Origin of the sequence: Ligilactobacillus salivarius DSM 20555 = ATCC 11741 (genome assembly GCF_001435955.1) — a bacterium.
GTDB lineage: Bacteria > Bacillota > Bacilli > Lactobacillales > Lactobacillaceae > Ligilactobacillus > Ligilactobacillus salivarius.
Map to the genome: position 1 here is coordinate 40,503 of NZ_AYYT01000015.1, position 7,630 is coordinate 48,132.

At 32.9% G+C, this 7,630-nt stretch carries 6 protein-coding genes; 2 read left to right on the forward strand and 4 right to left on the reverse strand.

Annotation, left to right across the window (positions count from 1 at the left end; genetic code table 11):
- The first annotated feature begins 26 nt into the window (after positions 1–26).
- On the forward strand, positions 27–863 hold the full coding sequence (gene pflA / locus FC55_RS07135; protein WP_003699487.1) for a pyruvate formate-lyase-activating protein: 837 nt from the start codon (positions 27–29) through the stop codon (positions 861–863).
- An 85-nt stretch (positions 864–948) separates the two neighbouring features.
- Here the strand turns inward: pflA and FC55_RS07140 are convergent, their stop codons facing one another.
- The 4 genes from FC55_RS07140 to FC55_RS07155 all read right to left on the reverse strand — a co-directional run bounded on the left by FC55_RS07140 (position 949) and on the right by FC55_RS07155 (position 4,620).
- The gene (locus FC55_RS07140; protein ID WP_003699488.1) at positions 949–1,827 is read right to left on the reverse strand and encodes a patatin-like phospholipase family protein; all 879 of its coding nucleotides are present in this window, start codon (positions 1,825–1,827) and stop codon (positions 949–951) included.
- 257 nt (positions 1,828–2,084) lie between these two features.
- Positions 2,085–2,387, reverse strand: a complete 303-nt coding sequence (locus tag FC55_RS07145; protein ID WP_003699490.1) for a hypothetical protein — start codon at positions 2,385–2,387, stop codon at positions 2,085–2,087.
- Positions 2,388–2,983: 596 nt separating this feature from the next.
- Positions 2,984–3,373 carry a hypothetical protein gene (locus tag FC55_RS07150; RefSeq protein WP_003699492.1) on the reverse strand — a complete coding sequence of 130 codons (390 nt, stop codon included), beginning with the start codon at positions 3,371–3,373 and terminating at the stop codon, positions 2,984–2,986.
- A gap of 20 nt (positions 3,374–3,393) precedes the next feature.
- Positions 3,394–4,620, reverse strand: a complete 1,227-nt coding sequence (locus tag FC55_RS07155; protein ID WP_003699494.1) for a ParM/StbA family protein — start codon at positions 4,618–4,620, stop codon at positions 3,394–3,396.
- 646 nt (positions 4,621–5,266) lie between these two features.
- Between FC55_RS07155 and FC55_RS07160 the strand changes: the two genes are divergently transcribed.
- Positions 5,267–7,630, forward strand: a 2,364-nt coding sequence (locus FC55_RS07160; RefSeq protein WP_162256095.1) for a Rib/alpha-like domain-containing protein, incomplete at its 3' end; no start/stop codon positions are given.

The window sequence follows — 7,630 nt, forward strand, 5'->3', positions numbered from 1 at the left end:
TATTTAGAAGAGAGTAGGTGGAGAGAATGAGTGCTAATCCTTTATTGAATCCAGTTCCAACTAAAGACGGTCATGTCGTAGGCTATGTACATTCTTTGGAAACTTTTGGGGCTGTCGATGGACCAGGTATACGTTTTGTCGTTTTTATGCAAGGTTGCCATATGAGGTGTAAGTTCTGTCACAATCCGGACACTTGGAAAACAAGGGTAGGTTCACAAATGACGACTGAAGAAGTTCTAAATAAGGCACTTCCTTATCGTAGCTTTTGGGGCGACAAAGGTGGAATAACTTTATCAGGTGGTGAAATTCTATTGCAAATAGATTTTGCACTAGAGTTATTCAAGATGTGCAAGGAAGAAGGTATTAGCACTTGTTTGGACACTTGTGGACAGCCATTTACAAGAAGAGAACCTTGGTTTAGTAAGTTCAATGAGTTAATGGACTATACCGATATTCTATTAGTTGATATCAAGCATATTAATTCGGACGAACATAAGAGATTAACCGGATTCCCAAATGATAATATTTTGGATATGTGCGAATATCTTTCTAGCATAGGGAAACCTGTTTGGATTCGTCATGTCCTTATCCCAGGCATCACGGATAATGATGAATACTTGAAACAATTGGGCGAGTATGTTAAGGAAAATCTTCATAATGTCGAAAAATTTGAAGTATTACCTTATCATACAATGGGCGTTCATAAGTATCAGGAAATGGGTATCAGATATCGTCTTGAAGGTGTTGAGCCTCCTACGCCAGAAAGAGTAAAAAATGCTGAAAAACTGCTAGAAGTAGATAGATATCAAGGATATAAAGATTGGTATCCAGGCATTAATACTTTGGATCAACAACCAAGCTAGCTAAATTGGCAAATATAAAATAAAAACATGGTATCGCTTAGTTTTGCTAAGTAGATACCATGTTTTTTGGTTTTAAAATGTATTTTTAGTCATATAGGGGTTCACTTTTTTGAAGATAGTTAAGCATTGCTTCAAGATTACTTTCAGCATCATTTCTACCTATATTATAGAGTTCAGTCATCTTTTTAGTATTGTGTTCAAGCCTACCAACTTTAACTGGATCCTTGGGTGATAAACAAAAAATTTCGTCGTTGTGTTCAAGTTTATTTAAAACTTCAACAGAATGGTTATACATTTCAGGACGTCTGATAGCCGTTTTAACGAATTCTGGGTATTCCTTGAAGCTATTACTGTAGAGGCGTTTTAAAGCAAAACTAGTAGGCTTTTTGCGATAATCACGTGGGCGAGTACGAACAACTACAATTTTTTGAAAACCCATTTTTTGAGCGATATCAAAAGGGATAGAGTTAGCAATACCACCATCTAGACAAAGTCCTTTAGAAGTATTATGTGGCTTTGAGATGAAAGGCATAGATGAAGAAGCTTCTAAAGCATCAATTAAGTCTTGGCCAGGTTGGGGATTACGTAGCGTCACAGCTTTTCCGCTTTCTAGAGAAGTAGCTACAACAATAAAATCAGTTTCAGACTTTAAATAAGCTTTATTATCGAAATTATGCCAATCTAATCCATGATCATCAAATAAGAAATCTAAGTTAATAATACTTTCATGCTTAAAAGGGCGTGCTAAAGAGATATAGTCATGATCTTTACGGTATTTAACATTTACATTATAAGTTCTTTGATATTGTTTTGAAACGAAATTAGCACCATTTAGGGACCCTGCAGAAACTCCAATAACACAATCAAATTGAATATCATGTTCCAAAAAGGTATCTAGAACGCCAGAAGTATAGAGGCCACGCATTGCACCACCTTCTAAAACTAGAGCTGCATTGTAATACATGTAACCATTCCTTTCGAAAAATAACTAGAATTAATATAAACCTAAAAAGTAGAGATAGCAAGAATACAAAGGAATAATAAGAGAATTTAAATATTTAATTAGTCAAAAACAATGCAACTGTAAAATATTTAACAAAAAAACAACCTCTATTTTAATGATAGAGGTTGTTGACAGACAAATCTTTAATCAATTAAGAATACTTAAATATATCCAAGATAAGTATTAAAATAACAACTTAATTTAATGCTTATAATCACTTATTCGACGGTTTTCATATATGATAATGCGTCGATACCCCTTAATGGTAAATAACTAGAGCTAATATTGGATTCATCAATATTAAGAACATAGTCTTCTTGAATATTTGTAACTAAGTGAGACAAATTGTTAATTTGTTCAGATTCAAAGCGGTTAAAGGATAAATTACGCTTTTTCTTCATAGCATCTTCTAATGCACGGGAAATTGAAATATTTAAGTAATGTCCAGTTTCACTGTTAGAAATACGCCATTCAATCTTATTTTCGTCATTGTTTAACTTGCTAATAATAATTTTATTCATATATAATTACCACCTTAATAAATGTAAATGCTTTCCCTAACTTACAAGTATAACTTTACTCTTATTTACGAATAAAAGCAAGGGTAAAATTGAAAATATAAGTAAATAATTGTTTTTACTTATTTAAAAAGTTGAATATCCATATAATATAAGGATTGGTATGTTAATATAATTGTTTTGATAAAGGATTATTGAATGGAATCAGTTATATAAATTAATGGTATACAAATTTGTCTTTAAAAACAACAGATCGTAGACAGATTATTAAAATCAAAATTAGGAAATTAATTCCCAATAAAATAAAAAGTTATTTTAACTTTCTGGAAAAATATGATTTTAATTATTTAAACTCAAAAATGATCAAATACTGTCAAATAAGGAAAAGATAGGATTTAACAGTATATAGTAAATTCAAAAAATAGTAATTAATAACTATTGACTCAGAACTTAATCAGAACTCAAAATTCTCAGAATTTAACAAAAAAACAACAATTAATTAGATAAAAAAACATAGGAACCTTTCAATTCGGTAAAGCCTAGCAGTAGCTAGGTTATTTTTTTGCAATAAAAAAGCCCTAGACGGCTCTAGGACTTACTTATTTATCAAATTTTGTAGATAGCATAGATAAATCTATACCAGTAGTATTATCTGCTTTTTCATTCAATAACGCTTCACGTTCAGCTTGTAGATCAGCTAATTTTTGATTCACATCATCAAGCTTTTGTTGATGTGCAGTATCAGCAACTTTCTCTTCATTGAAGTTGGATATTACTTGTGAGGCTTTCTCTGAATATGCAGAGGTGCTAGCAGCTTTCTTAATCAAAGCTTCTGTAAAATCACCATCACCAACTAATTCAAGCGCTAGCTTAATCAAATTTCTAATTGAAACACTTTTATTATCTTGCGCATCCATCCATTCACGATATATACCATCAACAGTGATAGTGTATGATTTGGTTGAAGGATCCTTTGTTGGTCTAGCCATAAATTATCACTTCCTAATCTTTATTTAAGTACATTTAAGACTAATTCTAGTCCTTTTTCATTTAAAATTTGTGCATAAGACTTATCAATCCAAATTACAGGTACGTCAATACCTCCAGAGAAGTCTTTCATTTTCTGAGCCAATTTTTGACGAAGTTCAGTCTGTTCTAACATAGGAATTGATCCTCCGCCATAAACATATAGAACTTCAACATTTGCTCCAGCTTTTCTCATAGTTTTACTTGCGGCTTCAACAATCTTATCTGCAAAGGGTGCTAATTGTTCAAACACAGTCTGACGTACCTTATTTTGCATTCTCTTAGCTAAAGGGGATACGTCTTGGGATAAGTAATCCTGTAACTGTGAACGGGCCTCAAAATTCATATTTTGCGTTTGTAAGACGTCAATTGCATCTTGTAGAGCATTTCCATAACCAGTAGGTAAGCTAGTTGATGAGACAGCATTAGCTTTACCATCTTTAATAACAACTAGGTCTGTTGTTCCTTCGCCAATATCTATACCTAATAAGTTTTTGATTTTGACTAAATCAGTTACTTCAATCTCTGTAGCTAATTCGGGATAATTTTTAGCAAAATCTTTCTTAATTAATCCCTTTAGTTTGATATCACTGTTTTGAATATAAAGTTGTGCTACTTCGCCTTCTAGAGCAACATAAACTTTATTAAAGGTTAGAGATACAGTGATAGGATCTTTTAGATTATGGAAGACTACAGTATGCTTGCTATTAACGTATTTGTTAATATAACTATCAACAATACCATTCTTTTTACCCTCAGATACAGGTAGAGCAGTAGTCATATTAACTTCAGCATTAAGTTGTTCAGATAAATCTTCACCATTTTCAACAGCTAAAGCAACACGTTGAGCTGCAATCATACCTAAAGTTAGAATAATAGATAAATCATTATCTGATTTGCCTGTAAAATCATTAACGTCAAAAGCTCTCATAGGTAATGAGCTTTTGACAGCAGCAGTTCCCAGTAAGAAACGGCCTTGAGTTTTAACAGCTGAACTAGAAACAGTTATATCCATGTGATTAATCATATCAGATAGATAACTTAATTTTTCCTTCTCTGAATCAAACTCAACAGGCTTTGCTATATCTTGTTCACGTTGTAGTGCTAGCACTGAAGGAAAATGGATTTTAGTATCATTAACCTTAGCTTTTACACTACCGTAACCTAAATCATTTGCGACATTCATCTTTACAACATTATTTTTTGACATAGAAATTACCTCTTTCTATATCAATCCACCTTTAATTATACATAAAATAAATTTAAAATCAATAATAAATGTTTGTTAAATGTATATAACTGTTTTTAAATGTTATTAATTGATTTTGTAATTAACAATTTGATGTTATAAAGCGTGTTATAATATTATTTAATGTTTTCAAACGTATCTATGTGGTTTTGGAATTATAAAGAAAAAAATAGGAGAGTAGAAAAAATATATTGGTTTTGTTATAATCAAGTAGACATAGAAATTACTTTTGAGTGCTGGATAATTGTTCAGCACTTTTTTTAATATTCTATAAAAGAAATGTTGGTACAGAACCGAAAATCGGAAGATATTATTGTATAAGACCTAATAACCACTAGAAAACATGTCGTGAAATTTTCCAGTGGCTTTTATTATACTTTGCTAACATAATTTTATTTGTACATACAACTTTTGTGGATATAAAATATAGAGAGGTATTCATAAAATTTAGTGAGGATATTAGGGGGGATAACAAAAACTTTTGAAATCTTTGTTGTTGAAATAAACTATTGAAACGGGTATTATAAAGTTGTAACTAGGGAGTTACATCTATACATAAAGGAAAATATTCTTTATAGGAATAAGTTCGTAGAAAGGTATGATTTTTATGCTATCTAAAAATAATAGGGGGTTACGGTTACAAAAATATAGTGACCGTAAGCAACGCTTTACAATCAAACGTTTTAGTGTAGGGGTAGCGTCTGTTTTGATCGGAACCGCTTTTATGATGTATGGGTCTGCTTCGGCTGACCAAGTTTCATCGCTAAAATCTGGCGAAGCATCTTCAGTGGTTACTCAAGACAATAACCAGATAAATAGTGGTTCGGAAACCGGTAATCCAGAAGCAACCTCGACTGAAACATCGACAGTAACCAAAGAAACACCTAGTGTTAATAGTACTCAAGAGGAAACATCTGTTGACAGTGTATCACAAGATACTGAAACTTCGGTTACAACCAAGGAAGTTTCAAGTCAAAATGCAAGCGAAGAATCTACATTTACTCAATTGAACACTAAACAATTATCAACTTCTGTAGATACTTCGGCTACTGATGAAGTTGCAACAAACCAATTGAGTGCAAGTTTATTAGCAACTACACCAACATTAGTTGCTACAGGTAATCGTTCAATGGGGACAACAGATACAGGTGCAGTTAAAAACTATACTTTTGATAATTTAGCTTTTAACTTTGATAATTTATCGGATGCAAGTGTAAAAGCTGGCAATGATATTAATTTTAGAATTTCCATTTATCAAAAGGGTGCAAATTCAGGATCAAATTGGCAAATTCGTTTACAACTTGATTCAACAATTGCCGAGCAAGTATCTAGTATTAAGGCACATCCAGTTAATAGACCTGATAAATGGGTATACTTTGAAAGACAAGCGGGAACAAATATTTGGGCAGCTCCATACATTCGTGCTAATGGTGGTATCTTTGGTGGTGCCGATTTAGGGGCATATACAGTAGATGGTGTAATTGAATTAAAGGATACAGTTGGAAATGTCATTGCTAACGATAATAATAATATTCCATATCGTGCATATGTCTATGATCAGCATAATCAAGCACCAATTAGTTCATCAATAACAGAAGGCTATTTTAATACACTTCCTGAACCTCAAATTTCAAATGATACAACTCGATTAAACAAATTTAAAAAATTGAGTGCATCAAGTCAAGTTCGCTTTGACCCAACAGTGGGTGAATATGGGGCATTTATTGTAGATGAAACTATTTTGAAAAATGGTACTTTAGCCCTAGTTATGCAATATAACTTAGATGATACACAATATCATATTAATATTGACCCAGAACTTGTAGATAAATTTGAAAATCCAGAGTACTATATTGGTCGTTATGATTTTGGTGGACCTGGATTTATTCCAACTTATTTTGAAGAAGACTATCGTGCCACTACATCATTTAATGATCAGGGACAAGCGTACTTTGATATTCCAGATGCAACTGCTTCATTAGGGAATACAACGTCTAAAAAAGAATATTTGAATGTTAATGGGGCACAAAACCCGATTATTGTTAGAACTGTTTTGAAATTAAAACAATCGGCATATGATTTAATGACAACAGATGCTAGCGGTGAACCAGTCTTTTTAATTCCAAAAGACTCAGCAATTTTACCAGTTGAACTTTACTTTAGTGACAATAATGGTGGGATGTTCCCAACTACTTATACAACGGGTGGACTTTTAGCACAAGAGTTACCAACAAATGTTGATGCAAATGTAAAACCTGTTTTACCAACAGGTGATAAACAAGACACTGGAATCAAAGTTGAATATGCAACAGACAAAACAACTATTACAGCTACTGATGCTAATGGAAATGATGTTCCGGTTGAAAAGGATGAAAAGACTGGTGAAGTCTATGTTTCAACTAAAGGAGCAAAGGGTCCTATTAAAGTTACAGTATCTGATCCTTCGATGATTACTAATGTAGACGGGGTTAAGACAGGAGAATTTACAGCTGATGTTCCAGTTGTAGTCATTCCTGAAAAGACTCCAGTTGCAAATGTATCTGAATTAACAGATAAAGAAAAGCGAGAAGTTGAAAACAAGGTAAAAGAAGCGAATAAGGATGTATTCCCAGATCCTGATAATACAGCTGTTACGGTTGAAAATGATGGAACAGCTACAATCACATATCCTGATAAATCGACACAAACTATTCCAGGAAGTGATTTGGTTCGATTAGCTCCACAAGGAAAAGATGTAACAGTAGAAAAAGGTAAGACGCCAGAAGCAAAACAAGGAATTGCTAATGAAAAGGATTTACCTAAAGGAACAACATATGAATGGAAAACACCGGTAGACACATCAACCCCAGGAGAAACCGAAGGTACAGTAGAAGTAACGTACCCAGATGGGACAAAAGATGAAGTACCGGTGAAGGTTCACGTAACAGATCCACGTACAGATGCCGACAAGAATGACCCTAAAGGTCAAGAT